General features: G+C 34.0%; 21 protein-coding genes. 1 reads left to right on the top strand and 20 read right to left on the bottom strand.

What is annotated here, in order from left to right:
- Positions 1–214: 214 nt before the first annotated feature.
- The 14 genes from KMW28_RS24160 to KMW28_RS24095 form a co-directional block, all read right to left on the bottom strand.
- Positions 215–4,501, bottom strand: coding sequence for a prolyl oligopeptidase family serine peptidase (locus KMW28_RS24160; protein WP_169661832.1), 4,287 nt, complete (start codon positions 4,499–4,501; stop codon positions 215–217).
- 331 nt (positions 4,502–4,832) lie between these two features.
- Positions 4,833–6,719, bottom strand: a complete 1,887-nt coding sequence (locus KMW28_RS24155; RefSeq protein WP_169661833.1) for a glycoside hydrolase family 36 protein — start codon at positions 6,717–6,719, stop codon at positions 4,833–4,835.
- Positions 6,720–7,003: 284 nt separating this feature from the next.
- Positions 7,004–7,540, bottom strand: coding sequence for a DUF2284 domain-containing protein (locus KMW28_RS24150; protein ID WP_169661834.1), 537 nt, complete (start codon positions 7,538–7,540; stop codon positions 7,004–7,006).
- A 190-nt stretch (positions 7,541–7,730) separates the two neighbouring features.
- On the bottom strand, positions 7,731–8,075 hold the full coding sequence (locus KMW28_RS24145; RefSeq protein ID WP_169661835.1) for a carboxypeptidase-like regulatory domain-containing protein: 345 nt from the start codon (positions 8,073–8,075) through the stop codon (positions 7,731–7,733).
- Between the two features lie 131 nt (positions 8,076–8,206).
- A complete protein-coding gene (locus tag KMW28_RS24140) occupies positions 8,207–8,653 on the bottom strand; it encodes a hypothetical protein (RefSeq protein ID WP_169661836.1) in 447 nt (148 codons plus the stop codon).
- A gap of 3 nt (positions 8,654–8,656) precedes the next feature.
- Entirely contained in the window at positions 8,657–9,094 is a 438-nt protein-coding gene (locus KMW28_RS24135) for a 2-dehydro-3-deoxyphosphooctonate aldolase (RefSeq protein ID WP_169661837.1), read from the bottom strand.
- A gap of 328 nt (positions 9,095–9,422) precedes the next feature.
- Positions 9,423–9,845, bottom strand: a complete 423-nt coding sequence (locus tag KMW28_RS24130; RefSeq protein ID WP_169661838.1) for a hypothetical protein — start codon at positions 9,843–9,845, stop codon at positions 9,423–9,425.
- Positions 9,846–9,848: 3 nt separating this feature from the next.
- Positions 9,849–10,163: a hypothetical protein gene (locus tag KMW28_RS24125; protein WP_169661839.1), complete on the bottom strand. Its 315-nt coding sequence runs from the start codon at positions 10,161–10,163 to the stop codon at positions 9,849–9,851.
- Positions 10,164–10,265: 102 nt separating this feature from the next.
- Positions 10,266–10,967: a hypothetical protein gene (locus tag KMW28_RS24120; RefSeq protein ID WP_169661840.1), complete on the bottom strand. Its 702-nt coding sequence runs from the start codon at positions 10,965–10,967 to the stop codon at positions 10,266–10,268.
- 58 nt (positions 10,968–11,025) lie between these two features.
- Positions 11,026–11,439 (bottom strand): hypothetical protein, encoded by a 414-nt coding sequence (locus KMW28_RS24115; protein WP_169661841.1) that lies wholly within the window; start codon positions 11,437–11,439, stop codon positions 11,026–11,028.
- Between the two features lie 183 nt (positions 11,440–11,622).
- A complete protein-coding gene (locus KMW28_RS24110; protein WP_169661842.1) occupies positions 11,623–12,435 on the bottom strand; it encodes a DUF4249 domain-containing protein in 813 nt (270 codons plus the stop codon).
- A 10-nt stretch (positions 12,436–12,445) separates the two neighbouring features.
- Positions 12,446–14,770: a TonB-dependent receptor gene (locus KMW28_RS24105; RefSeq protein ID WP_169661843.1), complete on the bottom strand. Its 2,325-nt coding sequence runs from the start codon at positions 14,768–14,770 to the stop codon at positions 12,446–12,448.
- A 105-nt stretch (positions 14,771–14,875) separates the two neighbouring features.
- Positions 14,876–15,640: a LytR/AlgR family response regulator transcription factor gene (locus tag KMW28_RS24100; protein WP_169661844.1), complete on the bottom strand. Its 765-nt coding sequence runs from the start codon at positions 15,638–15,640 to the stop codon at positions 14,876–14,878.
- Positions 15,637–16,701 (bottom strand): sensor histidine kinase, encoded by a 1,065-nt coding sequence (locus tag KMW28_RS24095; RefSeq protein WP_169661845.1) that lies wholly within the window; start codon positions 16,699–16,701, stop codon positions 15,637–15,639. The genes KMW28_RS24100 and KMW28_RS24095 overlap by 4 nt, the downstream gene beginning before the upstream one ends.
- Before the next feature lie 253 nt (positions 16,702–16,954).
- Here KMW28_RS24095 and KMW28_RS24090 point away from each other — a divergent pair, with 253 nt between their 5' ends.
- Entirely contained in the window at positions 16,955–17,245 is a 291-nt protein-coding gene (locus tag KMW28_RS24090; protein WP_169661846.1) for a helix-turn-helix domain-containing protein, read from the top strand.
- A 67-nt stretch (positions 17,246–17,312) separates the two neighbouring features.
- On the opposite strand, the gene KMW28_RS24085 is transcribed toward KMW28_RS24090, so the two are convergent.
- The 6 genes from KMW28_RS24085 to KMW28_RS24060 all read right to left on the bottom strand — a co-directional run bounded on the left by KMW28_RS24085 (position 17,313) and on the right by KMW28_RS24060 (position 21,457).
- On the bottom strand, positions 17,313–17,960 hold the full coding sequence (locus KMW28_RS24085) for an HAD family hydrolase (RefSeq protein ID WP_169661847.1): 648 nt from the start codon (positions 17,958–17,960) through the stop codon (positions 17,313–17,315).
- 126 nt (positions 17,961–18,086) lie between these two features.
- Entirely contained in the window at positions 18,087–18,728 is a 642-nt protein-coding gene (locus KMW28_RS24080; protein ID WP_169661848.1) for a hypothetical protein, read from the bottom strand.
- Positions 18,729–18,844: 116 nt separating this feature from the next.
- On the bottom strand, positions 18,845–19,312 hold the full coding sequence (locus tag KMW28_RS24075; protein ID WP_169661849.1) for a DinB family protein: 468 nt from the start codon (positions 19,310–19,312) through the stop codon (positions 18,845–18,847).
- Positions 19,309–19,635 (bottom strand): GNAT family N-acetyltransferase, encoded by a 327-nt coding sequence (locus KMW28_RS24070; RefSeq protein ID WP_244994594.1) that lies wholly within the window; start codon positions 19,633–19,635, stop codon positions 19,309–19,311. Before KMW28_RS24070 ends, KMW28_RS24075 begins: the two co-directional genes overlap by 4 nt.
- A gap of 128 nt (positions 19,636–19,763) precedes the next feature.
- Positions 19,764–20,294 (bottom strand): hypothetical protein, encoded by a 531-nt coding sequence (locus KMW28_RS24065; protein ID WP_169661850.1) that lies wholly within the window; start codon positions 20,292–20,294, stop codon positions 19,764–19,766.
- Between the two features lie 152 nt (positions 20,295–20,446).
- Entirely contained in the window at positions 20,447–21,457 is a 1,011-nt protein-coding gene (locus KMW28_RS24060; protein WP_169661851.1) for a S1 family peptidase, read from the bottom strand.
- Positions 21,458–21,590 lie beyond the last annotated feature (133 nt).

Below are 21,590 nucleotides of genomic sequence, written 5' to 3'. Positions count from 1 at the left end.
TAAATCTTACAATACTTGTATCGTTCTTATTTGAGATAAACAAATACGTTTTTGGATATATCAGTAAAGAATTTTGGTTTTATTTGTCATTTTTAAGCAAAGAAAAAAGAGTACCTAAATTAGGTACTCTTTAATGTACTAAGATGTTTCTAACTATGTTAATTTCTTATTAGACTATTAAAAACTCTTTTTATAATCACTTGAAGGTAGATATTTAGAATAATTTAAATATCAAAGCCTCTTTATTATCTATGATATGAATAATCATTAACCCATTGTTAGTGATGTTAAAGTCTTGACGCTTATCTTTCAGTGATTGCTTTAATATTATCCTACCACTTAGGTCAAAAGCCAATAAAGTTTTTCCATTCAATAACTCATCAGAAGTTACCGTTATAGTATTTGATGTAGATTTGAACACTTTAATATTCGTAGGGTTATCGCCAATAGATAGTGGGGCATCTTCTTTAGAGAAGGCCACCATATATACTAATTCAGTAACTCCATCTTCTGCCATTATTTCAACCAATGCTACTGCTGGTAGTGTCGTTACATCTGTAATTTTTACAACTGCTTTTTCGTCTGATGCTACTGCTTCTAATAGGGGTAATCCTTCATATTCCAAAGGTAAGGCAACTGTATATGAAAATTGATCAGAAGTAAAATTCTCTATGGAAGTTCCGTTATATTTTAGAGAACTTAAAGACGCATCATCGCTAATGGGTATATCACCTAAACTAAATTGTACCGAATAGGTCAATGTAGTTTTTGCATCTTCTGCAACAACTTTTACAGTAGCTGTTCCTGGGATTTCTGTGATATTTGTAATCGTCATCATGGCATTTTCATCAGAAAGTGCGGCTTCAATAGTTGGAACCCCTTCAAAATCATAGGGGAATTCCACTGAATAAGTATAATTAGAAGGATTAAAGTTTTCAATCTGCATACTATTGTAGCCCAATGATTTAAGTGTAGCATCCGTATTCTTACTCACTGTAAAGCTGATCTTGTACACTTTGGTTACATTGGTATCTTGTGCCGTAACAGTTATTGTCGCTTCCCCTGGAAGAGTTGTTGCATTTTGAATGTCGACAGTGGCATATTCATCTTGAGTTAATGCAATAATTTCTGGTAAATCAGAAATGTTTGACCCATAAGGCAATTCTATAGCATAATCTTCTTTATTAGGATCGAATCCATCTATTGTAGCACCATCGACGATTAAATCAGATAATAGTGCATTGGTGCTTAACGCTGTCTCGACATAATTTATCGAATATACTTTTTGAGTACCATTTTCTGCAGTTACAGTAATAGTTTGTTCCTCAGTATAATCTGCAATGGTTGATACTTCTACAGTAGATAACATACTGTTTGCTGTTCCCTCTATGGTCGGAAGTTGACCTGTTGTTCCATAAGGAAGTTCGATGGTATAACTTAATTCATCCGGATGGAAAGTCGTTAATAATTCACCATCGACATGAATTGATTTTAAGTTTGCATCATAATTATAACTTATTGACGGACCTTCGACAAGTGCTAAATAATATTCTGTTCCTGGCAAAGTACTTCCATTACCAAAATAAACGAGCACCTTCCTAAAGTCATTACCCACTTCTACGTTATTATCGTTGAGATCGAAAGTATATTCTATCCATTGATCTTGTACTTCGATATTCTGGAATGTACCTCGATCAAAACCGTCTGTCTTTTCCCATCCTGCATAGAATCCAATTCTATTTCCAGCAGGGTAGTCTTCCTGACCAGATTTCTGAAGTACTTGAATTCTGAACAACTTATCTTCACCAGCTAACCAAGAACCATCTTTAAAAATGAATTCTACTGTAGCATCTGCATTTTGGTTACGTGTCACTTTCAATACCTTCACTCCTTCACCTACAACATGATCAGGAACAGGATTCTCTACTGTGGCAGTATCTGATCTCACCAAACGCCACTGAAAATCTACGGCATGTTTATTATTGGCATCAAATATTTTACGTCCAGGTGCATTAAAACGAATTCTATAATCTCTTTGTGTATAGCCATTTTTAGCCGTTACTCTTACCACAGTTTCCTTGTAAACATTCCCTGCCTCCATAATTTCATAAGTAGCTTCAGGATCTTCTACGGCTGCAGTTATCGTAGGTACTTCCAAAGAACCATATGGTAAATCGATGGTATATCGAAGAATTGAAGGATCAAAATCGGCCAGCTTAATATTATTTACTCTTAGTTCTTTTAATCGAGTATTTGTTCCTTCAAAGCTTACTTCTGGACCATAAATATTTGATACATAATAGACAACACCTTCAATATTCTCCGAGTTAGTACCAAATGATAAGGTCATTTCAGAATAAATTCTATTATAAACTGCAGACCCATCGCTATTCAACTCACCATCAAAATCAAATACATATTCCCCCCATTGTCCATGAGTAGAAATAGGTAAAGTTTGAGAAATATGAACTCCGGTAGTGTTGTTTCTTAAAGTCAATGTCAAGTCGTTTGATGTTGGCACTGCACCTTCTTCTTGATAAAGATATAGACTTACCTCATTATTGCTACCTATTTGTATTTCACCTCCCAATGGTAAAATAATAGATGCTTCTTCCGTATTTTGTCTTGTCACTTTTGTAACCTGATCTTGATCAGGCATCCCTTCAGAAGAAGGATTAGCTATCACTTCTGTTGTGATATTATGATTTTGGGCAAGTATTCTATCTTCGGTTCCATCAAATTGGTACACTACTTGATTCGGCATCACATCTTCCTCTCCCCACTCTAATGCTACAAAAGCCACTTTAGTAATTTCTTGTCCATCTTCTGGACCCACTTCAATTAAATCAGCTACAGACCATTCTCCCATGATATCGTTGGCATCATTACTATTTCTTAAAGCAGATGCTGGAATATTGATCTCTTGAACATCAGTGTTATGCGCACCTGTTTCGAAGTTGAAAACATATTTTTCGTTTACTCTCACAAATAGCTTTTGTGGTTGAGTACCGTAATATCTGATTTTAAATGATGCACCTTGAGGTGCTTTATAAAATGGCTCTTTAAAGATATCGTTCGAAATAGGTTTATTTTCTACTGGATAGAAAGCTTCAACTCCACCTGGCACTTCGATAGCTCCACCTGCATTTTCCCAATCCGTTGGGTCTGGAGCTTCTGGCTCTAATGTCGCTTTAGCATCACCTAAATTTGATGGGATTTCAGCTTCAAAATCACCTGAAATAACGGTATTGTTATCATAATCAATTTTTGAAAAACCGAAAACATAATCATCAATATTGCTTACAGGAAGTGAGGCCGTCCAATTATTACCATCTTTAGTTGAAGGAGCTTCAATCCAAGTTCTTGTGTTGTTGTTTGGATTTTTTAATGCATACCAAACTTCTACAGCAGTTACATTTTCCGGTTGAGCTGGCGATACTGAATAGAAAGGAACTCCTTCCGCATCTAAAGTAATCGATGAAGTAGGTCTTGCTGGAAAATAATGATCTACACCTAAAACATGTTTCTCTAACCATATTTTGGCATCATCACCTAATTTATCTGTGGCATGAAATGCTTTTGGTTGAATTGCAAAGTTCCAAGGCACATCTGCTTGAAAATTATCAAACATAGTTTCTCCTCTTTCGTGGCCTCCATGATGATCGTTAGAACCGTTTAGCCATAAAGAAGCTGCCTTTATGTATGGGGCGTGCGCCTGAGGAGCAATACTTTCTAAATACATCTCTTCACCAGATGTTTTTGCTGGTTCATTATATGGATTATTATACATCCACACTTGTTTGGTTCTGTAATATTCTAAGAAACCTACACCAAAATAAGCCACCATTGCATCGATTCTCTCGTCCATTGCAAGGTTCCACATAATGGTTCCTCCATAAGAATATCCTTGTGCACCCACTCTAGTATTATCAACTCCATCTTGTGCCAATAAATAACTTAACGCTCTTCTTTGTAACACATACCATAGATAATCATCAGTTTCTGTAGGGTCAGAAATTTGTTCGCCAGAGTCCTTGTATTTCGATTTGCGATTTTCATATCCATAATCCGGATTCATATTTCCATATTCTAATCCTTCTGGATATTTAGTATAGTTTGCTCTTAGGTCTGAGGAATTATTTTCTTCTGTTTTCCCACAATAATCATGTGCTAATACTGCCCAACCATCTTCTACAAATTCCTGATTAGGTCTTGGTCTAGCCATCCAACCATGAACATCTAAAAGTGCAGGAGCATTGGTAGCATCTGCCTTCTTTTTAAACTCACAATAGACACGGATTTCTTTCCCTTTAAAGTAAGCACTAATATATGTATGCTTCTCATAGATCCCGTTGGCATCTGTGTGTTCATATATAATTTCTTCATTAAAATCTCCGGCATCCGGATCAAAATTGCCCCATAGCTCTTGTGGATTTTGAGCATAGGATAACGGTAAAAATACTGTAGTTAACAGTAGAAAAAATGTAATAAAATATTTCATACTTTTATAAGTAGGTTTCTTTTATAAGTAATTATTCGTTATCAATTAGTTGAATCAAATTCATCATTATAAAAGTATTTCTTATTGTTAAGTTTGTTTGATTGTGATATAACTTTTGTTAGAACAATTCTTACATATAGACGTTTAACGTCTAGTTTTGTGATTTAAAAGCAAATAAATGAAAAGGTGATAGAAAAGGGCAATTTATTTTTTTCAATTGTAAACAACAAAAAAACCTAGAGTAATACCCCAGGTTTTTGCAACTTTTCTTTTCTAATAAATTGCTAAGTAGTCTTGTTACTCGCTATAATACATAACTGAAATAATTCTTTTACATTACCTTTTCATTGGCATTTACTACTAACAGTTTTGCTGAATGCGCAGGCAATTGTTTGATTGAATATTTTCCCTCAACCGTTTCTAATTTTTCTTCTGTCCAGTAATCTGATAATGAACCATTTTTTACTAATTCTACATCAAAATCTTTTGGCTGATCCGACCAGTTGAAGATGTAATAGAATTGTTTGTCACCTAAATCGGTCACACCAATTTCTAACTTTGTATTTTTAAATTTTGCTCCTTTGCCTGTTGGTTGAAGCAACTTCTTTAAGTCTTTTAAGTTGTTATCTGTAAGTAACTTTGCTTTATCACCACTTAAAGCCAATCCACCAGTTGCATGTATAGATGTAAGATGGAACATCCACTCATCTTCTGATAATACAGATGGATCTTTACCGAATGGACTATCTGGAGCCTGAACGATACAATCAGGATCTACATCCCAAATCATTTCGTTTTGCCATGCTCTACTTAAATTTTCTTGTGCAAGGCTACTAAATGCTTTCCAACTTCTATTTATATCACCACTGGTACGTTGTGCTGAAACCAGACCAAAAGAAGGCCAAATTGGTGCATTACAACCCAAAATTACTGTGTTTTCATCACATGCATCTACAATAGCTTGCATTCCTCTTCTGTAAGCTTCGATACGAGTAGCGGATTTATCGTGGAACTGTCCGCCATGAATAGCTCCCCAAAAGTTTGCATCCAATTTGAAGTAATTAATTCCCCATTCTTCACGCATCGTCTTGAAGATATTCTTTAAATGTTCTTGAACTTCAGGGTGTGTACCGTCCATACAATACCAAGGTCCTTCTCTCCAACCTCCAAAAGTAACAGTGTTAGAAGTCAATGGCTTACCTTCCTCATTTTTCACAAACCACTCAGGATGTTCTTGGAAAACTCTCGATTCCTTTTGTGCAATAAAAGGAGCCACCCAAATCGCAGGCATATACCCTTTGTCTGCAATACCATCGATTGTTTTTCTCACATCACCATATTTTGGATTTGGATCTAACCAATCACCCATAAACGGTTGGTAACCATCGTCTAACTGAATGTATTTTAATTCTGGAACTTTCTTAGAGAAAATATCCAGGTTCTTTGTCATAATATCGTCTGTAATGTCCTCTCTATAACAGTACCATGAACACCATCCGATAGGCATTTTTTTGCTCTTTAATGATGGGTGATTTTTAGTAATTTCAACTGACATTCTATCGTAAAGATCGCCTTGGTTTTCCCCATCAATAAAAATAAAGTCTTCGAATGTCCAGCTTTCTCCCGGTGCAAGTGATAACCCTTCAGTATCAAACCCAACAATCAGTTGATCTTTATCGTAGGCCAACTCCCCAATAAATTTATTACATGAGGTAAAACCCAACATAAAGTTCTCCGTACCATCTACATTTATGTTTAATAAACCGTAGGCCGTCTGAAGTCCTTTTAATTGTTTAATTCTATAATGTTTCACATCAGAATGAGAACCAATATTTTGAGGTTGACCTAATGTCCCTCCGTTTTGATGCAACATTTGGAAACCTTCTCCATAGATGGGAGAATCTGAATTAATTCCATGCTTTTCAACATAAAAAAGCATTACATCTTTTGGGTGAATATCTTCTTTACTAGTATTGGTTAAAACTGTTTTACAGATATTCCCCTCCCAATTTTTCTCTAAACTATACTTATCAGAAGAGATAACTGTACCCTCTTTGTCTTCTATTATGGAAGGAGATTTTTCTAATAACTGTCTAAATTTAATTGCTTTAGCCGAATTATTGACAACAACACTTTGGTCGTTAACTTTAGAAGTATTACCACAACTTGCTATAAGCAAGGCGGTGAAGGCAATACTTAATAATTTCAAGACTTTCATACTTTCTCGATTGATGTTTGTTTATCAGAAGCACTAAAACTATAACTCACATTAATCTAATGTTTGCTATACCTTTCGACTTCTTTAAAAAATTATGATTTATGTAAATCAATAAAAGTTTCACTATTAATGATGATGCAATTTAGCTAGAGAATTAATTTTGTACGTTCCCTAATCTTTCAATTCTTTTCTCTTTTTTGATGATCAATAGACTTCAGGTACGTAATAGCCTAAAATTTAAAGAAATATACAAATTGATTTCACCTTTGGTTACTTATAAATAACTAATTCAACAAAAACGCTCCAAAATAAGTGACCAGCCTTTCGTTGTATTCGTAATCCATATTACACTCTTTGGCCAATAAAGACACATTAATACTGTAGGCTTCTAAAGAAGCTCTTTTTTTCTCGGGGTGTTTACATGCCTCATTTATTACCGCTGTACATTCTTTACATACTGTACATGGACCAGCTCTTAAGTCTAGATGTTTATCAAAGTGTTGTTCTATTTCTTTATTTATTTTATTCGCTACCTTGTCGTGGTACCTCATGCCATTCAGCATACCCTTTCTATCCAAAGAGTGTTCCAAGTCACTAATCGTTTGATACACCAATGCTTTTTTATAGCTTTTTGCCTCTGCAATCACTTCATTTACATTACCCACTAAAGGTGGACAAGCATAGTTTTTCCCGAAATGTCCACATTTATCTACTTCGCAATAAGCTCTTAGTTTTTCGTCGAATGTGATCTTATCCACAGAAACTATAGCTGCTTTGGTTGCACCGTATTGAAGACATTTGTTCAGTATTTCTTTTTCCATCAGAGTATAATTAGGTTTTATAATGACTAGTAAATATCCAACTTCTTATCAAAGTATAAAATACTCTAGATCATCATAACCTAAGAAGCCTCATTAGATTTATCACAATTTTTAAACAATGTAATATGCTAAAGAGGTATTGGGTATAAAAGAAATTACAGAGTGTTAGAGGCAAATATTTATTGGTTGATCATTCTATATTATCATCGATATTTAAATCTTCAATTTGTAAAACAACCGCCTCCTCACGAATCAATATTTCAATTGTTTTTTGACGTGCGATTTCTATGTATTTCTTCTCACCTTCAAGATAACTTACTTCCAAAGTTTCGGTTCCTTTTACTAACATTTTGAACTCACCTTTCTGATTGGTGATAATAGGGAAATCGTTATCCCCTTTAATGTTGATTTTAGCGCCTAATAAACCTACTTCATTTTTATCAATGACTGTACCTGATAGGATGTATTCGTCTTGGGCATAAGTGAGAACATTCGTACACAGCACGAGTAGTAGCATAATTATATAAACTCTCATTTTTTAAATAGTTTGGGTATGTATGGGTATAGAGAATATTTCGCAATGATATCTTTTTATTTCGTTTTTTGGGTAATTGCTTATTATAAATATACGAATAAAAGATTGATAAACCCTTATCAATCTTTTATTTAAAAATTATTTTCCTGTCGATAAGTAAGAAACCAATCACCATCAATCTTATCGAATTGCATTTCGAAAGAAAAACCACAATCCAAACAATATAAGCCATAAAAGAATTTTTCATGATTCTGAATGATAGAAACACTATCCTGAGAATTTCCTTGATGATCTTCAAGGTTCCATGTCATCTGTGGCCACTCTTTTCTTGTCCAAGTTTTTTCACCATCATAACTATTATAACTTCCTTCTAAAGGAAATTGAGTTCTAGATAGTTGAAAGCTTGGTGAGGATATAAATTTCTGATAAAACTGACCAAAAGACTTATCTGCAAAGACAAATGAAGACGATTGATTTAAATTACTATTTGTTCTTTGACCTTCTGAGTTTGTGGTGTTTTCTTTTGACTTTGAACAGCTGATGAAAGAGAATAATAAGCAAATTAATAAATACCGCATATTTTACTTTTGATCAGACGATTTACGAATAGTAAAACCAACAGGTGCTTCCAACTCTCCACCATCATACATATTTAGATAAAGTGATAAAGTATCGGTAGTTCCTTTCCAAGTTACTCTATAATGATCAAGCATTCCCATGCCCATAAAACCATTTTCACTTTCGAATGCACAGCAGCTGCCCGCTCTGTAATAACTAACTGTTTCGCCTCTTGGGCCTGCTAAAGCATCAAGGTACAATCGTTCGTTCGATGGTCCTTCTTTCACATCAACTCCTCCTACTTTAATCGGATTTTTTTCTGTTCTTCCATATGTTGGATCGGTAGAAACAGTTCTAAGATGAAAACCATTCTGCTCGACATATTGTGATTTCGTTAGTGTCTTTGAAGAGGTACATGACATCAGTAGAAAAAGTAAAGTATAGTAAGTCAGTTTTTTCATTGTCTCTTATAGAAAATCAGTTTTTAAAATTGAAGATCTCAAATTTAATAAATAGATACTGTTTTGTATATTGTTATCCCAGAAATTTAAAAAGAGTGACAAATAGATTTTGAGAGAGGAGGCTGATTCAATTTTTATTTTTTAGCATAATATTAGATATCTACATCACTTTTATGTTAGGTCTTTTTTAATCTCCCACTCGAACTTTTTTTATTTGATGATCATTTTTCAAAAACTGTTTGAAACTCATTAAATCATCAGTGGAATCAAAATCACTTTTTAATATAAGAAACAACAATTTTTTATCTTTAAATAAAATGAACCAACCTTAAAATTCTTCTACAGAATCAATTTTCTCCCATTTTATCTTTCTTGAAACTTCCTGACCTGTTACAATCAAGAAATCTTTATTTATAGTTATGGTCGATTTTTCACCATAAAGGTCATCATTATTATAATCCTTTGTCCATGAAAATGAATTATCAATGAAATATTTAATTAAATAAGAAGTGAAGAAGAGTATGATTACGAACTCAAAATTAAAAAACAAACTTCTGTAAAACTTAAGATCATTTAATGAGATGAATAGGTTTTGAAGTACGTTCCATTTATAGGTAAAAACATAAAGCAAAAAGATTATAAAAGGGATTATAATCATATATGAAGCCTGTTTTAAGCTTTTTATCACATAGCTTTTTCTAAATCCTTTATAGTCATTTAGGGAGATTTGTTGATTGAATGAGATGTTCATAATTTATCTTTCTAAAAGTTTTGATGCTTCTTCTAATTGTTTTAACTCGTTTTTTAATCTTTCTTCAGATTGCTTTTCCATTAAAAGGTGAAGTAATTCATTATCAACATTTTGCCTTTCCCCTCTGTATATATTAAATATTGAATCTTCTTCTTTTGATAAGTCCTTCTTAAGGATTTTATAAATAGAGGAATCTAATTCTTTGAGATGTTCTAAATCTTGATTTATGATCGCTATTTTAGTTTCCTCAATTTTATCATCAACACAACTAAAATGTATAATGATGAGAATTGAGATTAATAGATACCTAGGTTTCATTTTTGCTGAATGAGGTCATGTTTATAGGAGCTTTTTGATTCTTAAATCTAAGAAAAAAGATAAAAAAACACTCGTAAATTGACCTATATATTCATAAAAATACTATACAACTTTTTCTTGATTATCTCTTTTCATTTGATACACCCCCATACTAAGATATAACAAATACATAAATGTCAGTGCTCCATAGGTAAATTCAAAATTCCCTCCTATCATTGGGTCTAGGAAACCGATGAAATAACCTATTGTTGCTGAAAACCCAAGAAAAATCATTGATGCTGAAATAAATCTGTTCCACTTAATCCTATATAGTACAAAGCCAAAAATACCAGTTGATAAAAGGAGAGTAAAGAATCCTATTCCAGCAAATCCCATAGCTATTTGATGTACGCCCATAATCACAGCTTTCATACTGTCATTTTCCTTGTTTTGAACAAAATCATTTATAAAAGTAGGCAATGTAAAACCATCTATAATTAATCCTAAAGAGTAAAATAATTGACCAATAGTTAATCCTATTAGAGCAAACAAACCTATATATTTAGTAGTATCTCTTTTAATATTGAGGTTATTTTTATTAAATAAAGTGATTCCAAAAATAAATAACGGTGTTGCTAACAATGCCATTATATGCGAAACTAAATATGCATTCGTCTGAGCTATAAATATGGTATCTTCTAGTGTATGAGGTGGTATTTGATCTAAAGTAACACCTTCCGTAAATAAAATTGGAAATATTCTAAATATGTTAAGTAGACCAACAACAATAAGTACTAGACCTCCTAGTTTTGAGCTTAAATTCATAATTTTAGAGTTTACCTACTCCATTACGGAGTAGGATTAGTAAAAACTTATTTAATAATTACTCAGAAAAAGCTTCTAATTCATCTTCGTGAGTTACATAAAAATCTAAAATTGGTATTAAAGCTGAAAAAGAAAGTAGATCTGTATCTTTCAAAAGATTTATAGTTTTAGAAATCAAAGGAATAATCTCTCTAAAACGATTTAAAAGATTATCTGTCAGCTTATTCAAATTATTAGGATCATTGATATTTTCTAATTCTATTGTTATTAGCTTCTCTAACCCTGATGGTGTATTTGGAAGTTTCCCTCCAAGAACTATAATTCTTTTCAACAAAATATCTGAATGAGACTGACTTACTTTAATCAAACCTTCAATTCTGTCACCGATTAATAACTCGGTTTTTCCTCCCATCAGTTGAAGTGCATGTTTATAAGCATAAATATTTTGTTGTTCTATTGCATAGAGTTTCATCAGCTCTTTTGCAATGTTAGTGTGTCCAAACTATTTACCAGTGAATTTCCTATAAGTGCCATAATTTTAATATTTAATTTTTTGATGAAACAAATGTCGGCACTTATTTAGAAGAAGAAATGGACAATTAGCTCAAGAATATGGATAGTAGGTTTTCATATAAAGAAAAGATCATCTTTTTATTTATTCTATCACCACCACCTTTGCAGTATCATAATTATATGCCGAAAAATACCCCAATGCATTATTCGACCAATTCGATAATGGGTTTCCAGGTGCTGCAGATCCTCCACTTGGACCAGGACCTCCTCCACCAATAATATCACCAAGGGTGCTAAAGTAATCGTATGAAGGTTCATCGAAATGAATAAAAGTAAGATCTAGGGTATCTCCTACTTCGAAAGATTTTGTGAGTAATCCTAATTCAACTTCAAGGCCATCGTTTCTGGTATCGTTGTACACTCTTAAGTCACCCGGTTCATTTTGAAATTGTCCATTAAGGTCGTACATCAAACGATAGTAATTAGGAACATTGGCTGGATCTTGGTATTTCAAATACACTTTATATCCGGCTTCAATAGGGCCAAATCCTTCTTCATATACAGAATAAGCACTATCTATGGCTATCTTATCTAACATAGAAGTTGAGGCAGTATAGGTCTCACCTTCTACCATTACTTCTAAATTATAGGTTGTTCCTGCTTTAGCATTTATAGCAAAACGATACTCTCCTTCCCCTGTATTGGGGACATCTTGTGTGGTATCATCATACTTTAATTTGATGCTTGCATTACTTATCTTTTCGGAGGGTGAATTATCAAAATATGGGGCGGTTTTGGAAACTTTTACTACCATATCGTGTTCACCTTCCCAAATCACAGCTTCTATTACTATTCGAGGTTCAGCATCATTTAAATCAACATCAATTACTTTCTCACAGGCAGTAACGATGAATGCTAAAACAATTAATGTGAATACTATTTTTATCGCTTTCATGGTATTGATTCTAGAATTTAAAGTTATATGTTACCGAGGGTACCCACTTAAATAATGAGGTTTGCACCGCTTCCGTTTTTGATGGATCTTCTTCGCTTGGTCGGAAGTCGATGGTATAGGCGTTTTCCCTTCCGTAAGCATTGTATAGAGAGAAGTTCCAACTCGATTCGAATTTATCGGTCTTCTTTCTGATCCATGTTACTGCTAAATCCAATCGATGGTAATCCGGCATTCGGTAACCATTTCTTTCTGTGTAATAAGGCACTACTTTTCCATCCACTTCGTATCTTCCAGAAGGGAAAGTGATGGCATCGCCAGTGTAATAAATGAAGTTACCTGATAAAGTCACTTTTGGCGACAATTGATAAATAGCCACTAAATTGATGTCGTGAATTCGGTCCTGTCTTGCTGCAAACCACTGTCCTTGATTAATCTCGTCAAATTTTTGTTCGGAACGAGAAAGTGTATAACCTAGCCAACCGGTAAAGCGACCTTTATTCTTTTTAATCATGAACTCTGCACCATAAGCCCTGCCGACTCCATACACCAAATCGCCTTCTACATATTCGTTTAAGAATACATTTGCTCCTGTTTTATAGTCAATCACATTGTTCATATCCTTATAGTATACTTCTACTGAGGTCTCGAACATGTTGTCTTTTAGATTTCTGAAGTATCCCAATGAAATCTGTTCAGCTTCCTGAGGTTTTACGTTATTCGAACTCATAATCCAAGTATCGGTAGGTGATGATGAAGTGGAGTTCGTCAACATATGCAGGTATTGATAATTCTTATTATACCCCAATTTTACTGAGCTTACCGAGTTGATCAAATAATTGGCCGACAACCTCGGTTCCCAACCACCATAGTACTGCATCAACTCTCCATCGCTGTATTCTTTGGCACCAATCACTTCTCCCTTATCGTTAAACTCATACTCTGTTCCATTGCCTAAACCTTGGAATAAAGAGTATCGGATACCGTAATTCACACTAAATCGATCCGTAATTTTAAACTCATCTTGGATATAGATCGCCCCTTCGATTCCATATTTATCGGGAGCATTACTTGAGTTCACTCCAGAATTAGCCCCACCAGTTAAATTTCCCGGCTCTATTTTATGATGAATAGCATTTACACCAAACTTCAGTGTATGTTTCGATGAAGCAAAAAAAGTGAAATCTTGTTTGAAGTTAAAGTCTTCGATGACTGATTCTAACGCTCTTTTTTCGTCTCCGCTACCAAAAGCAAACTCATAATTGTAGTTACTATAAATCAAAGAGGTATTAGAGAATAGTTTGCTATTAAATACGTGATTCCAACGTACAGTACCTGTTCGGTTACCGTAATTGATACCCATCGTATTGTCGAAGCCAAATTTATCATCACCAAAATAACCGGAAATGAATATTCTGTCTTTCTCCGATATTTTGTAATTGGCTTTTAAGTTGAGATCGTAAAAGTAGAGGTTAGACTTACTCAGGCTCTCATCACTTGATAAGCCTAAGAATAAATCGGCGTAAGTTCTACGTCCGGAAATCATGAAAGAACCTTTGTCTTTTACGATTGGTCCTTCTACCGTAAGTCGTGAAGCGATGGTACCTATTCCACCTTGCACATTGTATCCTTTTGTGTTTCCTTCCTTCATTCTGATGTCTAAAACAGAGGAAGTTCTCCCTCCATATTCCGGCATCATTCCACCTTTATATAAACTTGCTCCTTTGATAACGTCCCCATTGAAAACAGAGAAAAAACCAAGTAAGTGAGAAGGATTGTAGACAGGTGCTTCATCAAGTAGTACCAAGTTTTGATCGAGGCCACCTCCTCTTACATAGAAACCCGAGTTACCTTCTCCAGAGGTTTTCACACCGGGTTGTGTTTGCATCACTTTTATGATATCCACTTCCCCTCCAAATGTAGGCAAGGCTTTAATTTCTTGTGCATCTAATTTTGTGACACTACCTACATTACTCGTTACATTTTGATCGTCGGGTTCTGCAGTAATTACCACTTCATCTAAGTTTTTAGCAGTAGGCTGAAGTTCTAAAGAGATCGTAATGTTTTTATTGAGTGTAATGGGTTTTTCGATTTTGTCATAACCGATATACTGATAAATAATGGTGTAATCTCCTTCGGGCAAGCTTAAAGAATAATACCCATAAGTATTGGCTGTTGCCCCAGTAGAAGCCTGTTCTTTTACCGTAACAGTAGCAAAAGGAAGGTCCTCTCCATTACTGCCATCGGTAATTTGGCCACTAATTGTAAATTTATTTTGCCCGTGTACTTGATATGAAAAAATAATCCCAAAAAGGAATACTACTAATTTATTGTGCATTGAAGTCGATAGATGATTTCCTCAAATATCTTCGTTATTCCCTTTTACTTTGATGAAAATTTAGATGAAACGGGCCAATCGAACTCCGAAACGGGCAAGAGGATTCTACTCTTGTAACCACCTTAAAAAATCGCTCGCTTTTGCTTTACTCACAACGATCTGATCGGGCACATTTTTCAACTTCATTTCTACTAATAATTTCCTTGCAAAATATTTAGAGACATGGTCAATGGCTTCTCTATTGACCAAAAACTGTCGATTGACTCTATAAAATGTATTTCCAAGATTAGATTCTAAAGTATCTAAGGACTGATCGGTTACGTACTTCTGATTGTCGAAAGTATAGATATAAGTTACGCCTGCTTCTAGATAAGAATAGGCTATTTCTGTGGTATTGATTGGAATGATCTTCTCTCCTTTGAATATCAGAATATTCTTTTTTACTGTATTTTTTGATGCCCCTCTTAATTCTGCTATTATACTCGAAAAGTCTTCTCTTATAGGTTGCTTTTGAGACATCATTCGGTTGACCTTTTCTAAGGTATTCCCTATCGTATTATTATCAAATGGCTTTAAAATGTAATCAATGCCATTCACCTTAAAGGCTTCCAAAGCATATTCATCGTAAGCGGTACAAAAAACGACGGGCACTTTGCAATTGATCTCATCAAAGATTTCAAAACTTAAACCGTCGGGCAGTTGAATATCCGAAAAGAACAGATCGGGCATTGGGTGTTCATTTAAATAGCTGATGGATTCTTCCACCGTAGTCAGCTTCGCCACCACCTCGTTATCTGTATTATAATTGATGATTAAAGACTCCAATTCTTCTGCCATCAAATATTCGTCTTCAATAATTACAATTTTCATTTTTTGATTGTGTTAAAAGTCACTTCAAATTGTTTGTCTTCTTGATGATGAACGATGCTTAATGAGTCGTTCCCCAAGAGTTCAAAACGTCTTCTCAAATTATCTAAACCAGTTCCTGTAGTTTCTTCGTTGGTCCGTTTTGGTATCACATTATTACTAAAAGCAATGTTGCCATCTTCTTTTAATCTTAATTCTAAAACCAATGGATTTCGCTTTGTAAATGCGTTATGCTTGATCGCATTTTCGGCCAATGACTGAAGTGTAACCACAGGTAAGTACTCATTATTGATTACCTCTTGAGGCAAAAGGTTGTGAAAGGTGATGGAATTCGCAAACCTCACTTTCTGCAATTCTATGTAATTCTGACAAAATTCCAATTCATCTTTAATCAGCGATATGTCTTTGGCTGTTTCCGTAATGGAAAAGCGTAGATAAGAAGAAAGTCGAACCAAGTAATCCTCGGCGGCGCCTTGTTCTCTTTTTATTAAAAGTTTTAGGGTATTGAGGGCATTGAATATAAAATGAGGATGAATTTTGTTCTTTAGTTGTTCCTGCTGAGTTACATACTGTGCTAATTCCAGTTTGGTTTTATCGAGTTCCAACTGTGCTTTTTCGTGTCGACCCGTAATTAAGCGATATAAAATGAGGATAAATGTATTGTTAGCAGTTGCAGCTACAAAAGGATAATAACTGAACATTTTAAAATCGATGGGGTTCATTTCCATCCGTCTTATTTGTGAGAATAACACCGCCACAAACATAAATGCATAAGAAAAAATGTATTTATACTTCTTGTTTATTTCCCTCCCCAATTGATTATCTGCATAGCTAAATAACCAAATATTGAGCATCCATTCTATAAATACAAAGAATGAAATACCCACTAATGCCTTTATAACATTGAATTCGTTGATATAGAAATTCTCCAATTGAACATCTTTTACCGAGGTGACAAAAAGAATCATTGGTGTTATAGTGTAAACACCAATAATTGGAGAGGTAATTAACGCCAATCGGATTAATGCTTTTTTTTGTCCGTTTTTAAAGGTTTGGTTTTGCATGGAAGTAAAGAAGAAAATATCAATTGGTATTTCAAAAAGCAAAAGTAATAAATATGAATAGTTTTTATTTTACCACAATACTTATACAATATTTATGATTTTAATAACCAATCGATTAATTTAATTCATCATTGCTAACGATTTGAAATAAGTAAACTAATTAGTTAACTTTACATGTACAGAGAAATAAAATTCTATAAAGATTATTTTATCAATTTTTATAGTAAACAAAACGATTCAGTTCAGAAAAAATATGAAAGAAATCACATCATTTGAAGAACTTCTTGAAAATAAATATGGAAAAAAAGGAGAGAAAGTAAGAGATCAATATGAAGAAGAATCCCTTTCCTTTCGTATTGGTGTTATGCTAAAGGAAGAACGTTTAAAAGCTAAGCTTACTCAAGAAGATCTAGCTATTAAATCAGGTACCAAAAAAAGCTACATTTCAAGAATTGAGAGAGGAAAAAGTGATATTCAGATTTCTACTCTTCAAAAAATTATTGAACAAGGCCTAGACAAAAAAATGGATATCTCAATTTTATAAAATCGATTCCAATCTAACCTTGTAAAGGAAGTTTTTATATCACTTCCCCACAAGGTACATCAAGATTTTAAATTTTAGTAACCAACCAAGTTTTAAATTCCTCAATGGTTTTAAAGACTTTATCGGCTCTTAGAGCTTCCAATTTTCCAACTTCAGTAGCTTCTGCCCATCCGGCTCCAACGACTGCAATTCCAACTTGTCGGCTTGCAGTAATATCACTTGGGGCATCACCAACATAGATCATCTCTTCTTTTGGAATTTCTTTAAAATAGTCGACTACTTTTTCCATACCTTCTGGCTTGCTCGGGCCAGTAGGAATACCCGTTTCTATGATTTCAAAATAGTCAGTCAATCCAAATTTATCTAAGGAAATCTCTGTACTGTATTTCCCTTTCCCTGTGACCATGGCAATTCGGATCTGTTTCTCTTGAAGCAAGTTGAGTACTTCTAGCATCCCATCGAAAGGGGATGGACAAATATCATGATGCTCTTCATAGTAGGCTAGATAATCTGCCACCCCTTTGTCGTAGTGATTTGGGGCTAAGGCCATGATAGTTCCTTCTTCTGAAGGGCCAAAAGTAGCCATAATTTCGGCATCAGAAACTTGTTGGTCAATAAGTGGTTCGATGGATTGTCTGAAAGCTTGGATACATAAAGGAACTGTATCTCCGATAGTTCCGTCTAAATCAAAAATTACTGCTTTGATCTTTCTCATTTTATTAGGTTTTAGGTCAGATTTGTTTGTCTACTAAAAATAACCAATTGAGAAAGTTATAGCAATTGTTTTGTATTAATGTATTATGAATTTCTTACTATTTTATTTAAAGTAAAAATCTAAGAATTACATCTTCTCTAATAGTTTTTTATTCCGATTTAAAAGCTGCTTGTACTCTCCAATTTTTAACTGAAGATTATAATTAAACACCAACATAACATTCTTAAAGCCAATGGTCTTTATCACTTTCTGAGGTAATTCATTTGAGCCTAAAAGATATTCATCAAATAGCATAGTATTGAATTCGTTTAGCCTCTCTATTTCATTTTTCTCATAAAATTCACTTTCCTTTTCTGAGTTATAATACTCTATGATGTCCTTCATTAAATCTTTATCATGAATTAAATAAAGATCTCCTGTGCTTAAAACGACATTGTAGTTGGTCTTTTTCAGGGTCAATGAGGAAGTTGAATTCATTACTTGATGCATCTCGAAAAACTGTTGTCCAGTCATCTTTTTATCATTCAGTAATTGGAGATAGTTTTCCATCACTTTTACTTTCTTCTCATGTCCTTTAATGAGTTGCTGAATTCGATCACCATCCGATTGAATATCCGATTTTAATTGAGAAAGTATATTCTCTGTTTTTTTGTTCTGCTGTGACCTTTCTTTCCAAGAGTTTAATTGAAAAGCAATCGTGATACTAAATATCACTATGATAACATCAGAAAGTTTGTCGATCACCCAGTCTCTCTTAAAAAATTTCATGTTGAAGTAGTCTAAAAAGTGTAAATAATATGGTGGAATAAATTTAGTATATTATCTCAATATCAATGGATAATCACCTCATTTTTTTGATAAAAACTTGATCTTCATTTCTCCAATTAAGCTGTAATCAATTTCTTTATCAACACTATTTGTCCCAAATGATAATAGTTGTGCTCTATTAGCACATCGATATTTCTTTCTAAAGTACCGTATTTTGGATCAACGAAAGGCCCATGAATTTCGTCATCGGATAATGAGGAAACCAAAGAGATAAGTGCTTCTGCGTTTTCACAAAATGTAGCTATTCTTTCCTTCCAAGTTTCTTCGTTGATGATTTGGGGTGCATCAAAACTATATTTATCCTTAATGTTTAACTGATTGGTTTTGAATGCTTCCATAATTCCAGCATTATAATAGTTTAAATGATACACCAAGTCGCAGATACTATTTAATCCGTTCACTTTTCGAGAAGCTTGCTCCAAAGTTAGATCAAGTATCTGAGATTTAACGTTGGTTCCTGTTACCCATTTTCCTTCTGTAAGTATCTCTTTTAATTTTTCTGATAGATAGTTTCCTTTACTCATTTTAAGTCTTTAGTTAAATAGTGAGAAGCATGACCTTTCGGTCGGTCATTAATTGTGGCTATATGATGATAGCCCATTTTTTCATAAAAAGGCTTTGCTTGCCAACTTGTAGTTTCAACAAATGCTTTTTCGCATCCATGTTCGACAGCAAATTTTTCGGCAGAATCAATTAGTTCTTTGCCCACTCCTTTACCTCTACATTCTTCTGAAAGCCACAATAATTCAATATGTAAAGTATTCCAAAAACAAATCGCTCGAATTCCTCCGATCACTTCTTGGTCATCATTTCTAACAAACACAAAAAACTTAACCTCTTTTTCGATAGGTTCCAGATCAGGTACTTTGTCGTTATTAAAGTTGATGATCCCTTGGCTTATTGTTTTAGCATCTTGCTAGTTTGGTTGAGTGGTTATTTCTAAGTTCATTTATTTTTATATTAAACATCAAAGAATTACCCTTGATGAAATACTTTATACAAAAACCATTTTCCTTCCACTCCCTTGAAATAGAATTTTAAATCTCCACAAGATTCTATTCCATACCAATTCATTATTCTATAATTAGTGGGTAGATATTCCATTTCTTCATTTTGAAAAAGGTGATACCCTGGAGGGTAAAATTTAAACTGATTAGTATCCCACGTTTCTTTTGTCAATTCATAATCGCTTGCCTCTACTCCGTATTCCTCATGAATTGGAATAGGATATAGAATACGCGATTTTTGAAACTCTTTATCTTCTGCAAATTTTGAGATGAACATCAAAAAGTCTTCGTTATAATAGCTATTCTTTTTTTCAAATGCACTTACTTCTGATTTTAGTGTATCATGCTCTAATTTCAGTAGAATCAATTCTCTATTTAGCTTAATAAGAGAATCTTGTAAAGAGGCTATTCGCTTTACATGAGTCGCATTTTCTTCTGAAATATCATTATAATCACAAGAAAAGAGGAATACCGTAAGAATGGAAAATAAGTATTTCATATCAAGAGCTAGTTTAGTTGATATGAAACTAAGAAAAAAAGTGATATGATGAAAATGAAATAGGTTATCCCATACTTAAATGAAACAACCTATTTCTAAACCTTTTATCAATAGAGAAGATATTAAAACATCTCTACAATTGTAATTCATCTTTATTCTTCATCATTCATCACTGAAGATATCCAATCGTAAGAGGTGGATACTCTTGTGTAGATACTAATGTCTCCATAACTACCATCTACATGACCTTCGAAGACGTTACTTGCCCCTCCACCTAATATACCAGATACTTTCCAAGCACCATCAGTATCCTTAAGGAATAAGGGACCTCCACTATCGCCTGATACTGTTGTTGCTTCGTACTCCATTGGTTCAGGATCTGAAGTGCCTTCACCTAGAATTTTTTCGTCAGCATTCACAATATCATCACCAAGCGAATTGATAGTCTTCCCTGGATTATCAAAATCAAAAGCCACTAATCCACCAGAATAAGTTACGCCATTCACAGAAGTCTCCAAACCTTCCTGAAGCCTATCCAAAACATTTTCCATAGCGTGTTTTTTTGAATCCATGGTTTTATCTTGACCCTCTAATTTTGAGTAATCTCCAAAACCGCAAATCCATACTTTATTTCCTAATGTTTCGGTTTTGTCTGTAAATAATTGTGCTGGAGTGATATCAGCAATTGCACTCGAAACTTTTACTAAACACAGGTCGTTGGCATCGCTATAATTTTGATCCCCATTTAACCATGTAGGATGAATGTAAATCGATTCTACGGTATACGTTGTATCCGGATTATTGGGATCGTTCCCTACGCGAATTGTAATGCCCGATACAGGTGCCGGATTACTTTGTTCTGACTTATCATAAAAGTTATGACCTGCGGTGAGAATCCATTCCTCGTCAATCACCACTCCGGATGCGGTGTAATCGTATTCATCCGTCCCATCTAAACTATATTTAAATTGAACTACGGTTCTGAAGTCAGGATTTTCGGGACTAACAGTAGCGGCAATACTTTCGTATTCGGATAATTCTTTATCGTGACGAATGCCAAAGGTACTTTCTACTACTGGATCAGGATCATTGGTTTCGTTGTCATCACAGGAGATGAATACAAAAAAGGATAAACCAAAAAATAATAGATGCTTAAGTTTCATAGTGTGGGTTATTATCAAATAATTAGGTGAACTATTCTATTAAAATAATTGATTCCCTACTTTTTCTGAAACTTAAATAAGTAAAGTGATATGTTTTATCCGCAATGGATAAAACATATCACTTATTCATTAA

It is taken from the genome of Flammeovirga yaeyamensis (assembly GCF_018736045.1).
Classification (GTDB): domain Bacteria; phylum Bacteroidota; class Bacteroidia; order Cytophagales; family Flammeovirgaceae; genus Flammeovirga; species Flammeovirga yaeyamensis.
The sequence above is the reverse complement of the archived record's forward strand: the minus strand, read 5'-3'. Positions and strand labels throughout refer to the sequence as shown.